Genomic DNA, 3,421 nt, shown 5'->3' with positions numbered 1-3,421 from the left:
CACCAGCGTTCCATCGCCGAGCCTACGCTCATTTGCTCGGACGGTGGCTTATAAGGACCGCGGCCCGTGCGCTGACGCCCCCACACGTGCTGGTGATCTACCAGCCCCTACCGTAGTGACCAACAACTGGTCGGTCATTGTAGTATGCGGCGCGGCGAATGCCCGCACGAACGACAGGTCGGCCATAGAAGCCGCCGCCATAATAGCCGCTCCCGCCATAGTAAGTTGAGGCCGGCGTGCCGTAGTAGACGGGCTGCGGATAGAGGCTCGCGCTTCCCCGATCGGAACATGCACAGCCGGAATAGGTGTTGGTGGCATAGGGACCGTCGCTATAGGCGCCATTGAAATTGTAGCCGTAGGCAGCGGGAGCGGCATAGCCAGAACCGTAGGCGGCGGGCGCGGCGTAGCCATAGCCGGACCCGTAGCCATAACCGTTGCCGTAATATGCAGCACCTGCTGCAAGACCGACGCCTGCTGGGAGCGCCCGGCCACCGTAGTAACGATTGCCGTAGTAACCGCCACGGTATGCCGCCCCCCGGTAGGCCCCACGGTATCCGGCACGGTACGCTCCGCCATATCCACCTCGATAGCCACCGCCAACAGCAGCGCCACGGTATCCAGCGCGAGAACCAACACCCACGGCACCACCTCGGTAACCACCACCTGCACCGACACCACGGCGCTGGGCTTCGGCGTCACTGGTGGTGAAGACGAGACTGGCGAATCCCATGAGGGCGGCCACAGGGAGTGCGAGCGGCGTATTCATGACTTCACCTGTGTCAAAGCCCGTCTCTGGATTGCAGACGCGCGGCTGGGCTTGATCCGCGAGGCAACTCGATGAAGTCCTTAACGGAATAGTAACGTGTTTGCGGGGCCGGGCAATGCAACTGGCTCAACATCTCCAATTACGGTTAAGTTGGCACGATCGTCCTTGGTCGCGGATGTCAGGGGTCTACGCCTACTTCATCGACGACTCACCCGATCATGGCCGCGCTCGATGCGTTCGCGACCCAGCACGTGCTAACTCGTATGCGCTGACACGCGAAGCTGCCGTCTGAGTGAGGTGAACCCCCCGATCCTCAGACGGCACGGCCGTCCCCAAATCATGATCCCCGACGCGCGCCCCACACGCTGCAACTGCCGCGAGAACAGCTTAGTCCGTTGGCGCACGGCTGACGGAGCGCCGTAGTGCGAGCGCACGCCGGGATGAGTCGTGGGTAGTCGACGTCAGATCATTCTATCAGTCCATGACCCGACAATGCAGGCGAGCTGGTCAGGTGCTTCTAGGGGCACCAAATGTCCGGCGTCTTTGATGACGACGAGTTCTGCGCCGGGTGTGCCTATAGGTGATCCGCTCCGTGCAGCCGTATCGCCATCACGCCGATCTTTGAATGTGCGGGCTACCGCCAATGCGATAGGCGCCGTACAATAGGCAGTTTAGGGCTATTAGGTACGGTGTCGAGATTGCTATTTTCTGAAATAAAAACATGAATAGATGCTGGTCGATAATTGTTTACGGAAATATGTCCATGCACAAATAGATCGCATGCCGCAATGGCGTAACGATTTGAGGCGCCTAATAGCTAAGCCGCCATGGGCGATACGCGCTCTTATACAGCACGTTCTCGCTCAATCTGATACTAAGCCCCGCCCGGYGCCGTCGCTGCATCGACCACGCCATGATGAAGTTCGGCGTGTCGGAGCGGTTCGCGTGCCGGGTTCTGGGGCAGCATCGATCTACGCAACGCAGCCGAGGGCGACAGCGCGAATGCCCGGTCGTGTGGCGCTTTGACGAACGGTCTCGCGCATCTTCCAGATCAGCGGAGCGCATTCTTAACGTAAAGCTGCCAAAATCGAGTTATGGCTCAGTTTGCTCAGCCTCCTTCGAGAGCGATGGAAGCGCTCCTCGCTGCGTTTAGATCCGCACGCCGGGGCGAGCCCATCCCAGTGACCTACAAGACGATCGAGGATGCAGGGCTGATCCCTGATCGGACTATCCGGCTGGGCTTGCCTCTGCAGTTCGTCTGGCTCGCTCATCAGCACAACTGCATCGTCTGGGGACCTCACCGGTCGGCCGGCGGCGAGGTGATGTGTCTGGTAGAGGGAAGAGCCTAACCGGTAAAGTCCAGTTCGGCGATCAGTGCCAAACCGACAATCGCTGCCGCCGCCAGTAATAAAATCGTGACCGCTAATGCAATTCGATCCGATCTATTGGTCTGCGATGCTTTGTCGTCTGGCTCTCCGGCTTTACGAATCTCTCCTCATTCCGGACATCGGGCTTCGTGACTGCGCGAGCAGTTAAGGTTTAGGACGAGCCCTAAGCGCAGTTGTGATTTCGTCTTCGAGCTCACTAATCAAACGGCGGTATTCTTCGGCAATTTTCGGGGCATCTCGCGCCACCGGTTTTTCCCAGAGCAATGCCGCGGAGCATGCCAGCTCATAAGCTTCAAAGCATTTGGAAAGAGCCTCACGACGATCCGGCGTCAAATACGGCCGCTGATCGGGACAGCGTAGCCAATACCTTGCAAATCCTGCTCGCCTCTTGGTCACGTCACTGCTCTTCGGACTTCGCGCCTTTTGGCTCTAACCGTAGGCAGCACATCTTAGGGATAATTGGCAAAATGGGGACTGTCGAAGCAGTGGCCCCGGTGAGCAATCAACGCAAGGCCGCGCTCGTCGGACCAGCTCCGATGCGCGCAGCCGAAGCCCAGCCGCCATAACCGAGCGACAGCCCAATAAGCTGCGGCGCAGGCGAGCATACTCGAAGCCGCGAGCATCGTGAACACGCGCCATTTCCACATGAGCCAGTCATGCTTCTCGGGGTTAGCGGAGCGCGGGATGTTTTTATCGCGCCATCGCAATCCTACTGGTTGTCGTCCCGTTCTTAGTATCGCGCGTTAATAAACAAAGGTATCCCGTCGATTTTTGTCACGGGTCAGGCCCAAGTTGCGGCGGAATACAGACGCATATCCCTTGGTACGATCGTTAAGCCCATTGTCGATAAAGACATGGCGGAGAAATTAGAGCTTTTCAGGCGCTTTCTTAATTCGGAAGACTGAGATCAGGCGTTGGCGACGGTCGATTTTATCTTGCCGCGTCTGAGAGACCGCGGTGCCGCCAGTTCAGTTACCACAGCCCAATTGCGAAGACCGACCAGTAGTCGGACGTGCTTTAGCCATAACCACGCAACACCCATTCTTAAGGCACGGCCCTTGATCCCAGCAAAGTTAGGTCCACGGCGGGAGATGATACTGCGCCCCGAGGCCACGTTTTGTCAGATGGCGAGCATCGCTTTTGACACCGCGACTGACGCGACCAATCCTGTCAGCTGCCAATCGCGCTCAATGGATGCGTTTAGAGCACTCGCTAGACCGCGTTCGAGCCGGCTACCGAAGCCCGGCGGCCTTGCGAGGAGGGGCAC

Annotated in this window: 1 protein-coding gene; it reads right to left on the bottom strand. The window is 58.7% G+C overall.

What is annotated here, in order from left to right:
* Positions 1-97: 97 nt before the first annotated feature.
* A complete protein-coding gene (locus tag AC1DVA_RS26970; protein ID WP_476807929.1) occupies positions 98-766 on the bottom strand; it encodes a hypothetical protein in 669 nt (222 codons plus the stop codon).
* Positions 767-3,421 lie beyond the last annotated feature (2,655 nt).

It is taken from the genome of Allobosea sp. P4_C6 (assembly GCF_056402015.1).
This window is presented reverse-complemented; position numbering and strand designations above follow the sequence as displayed.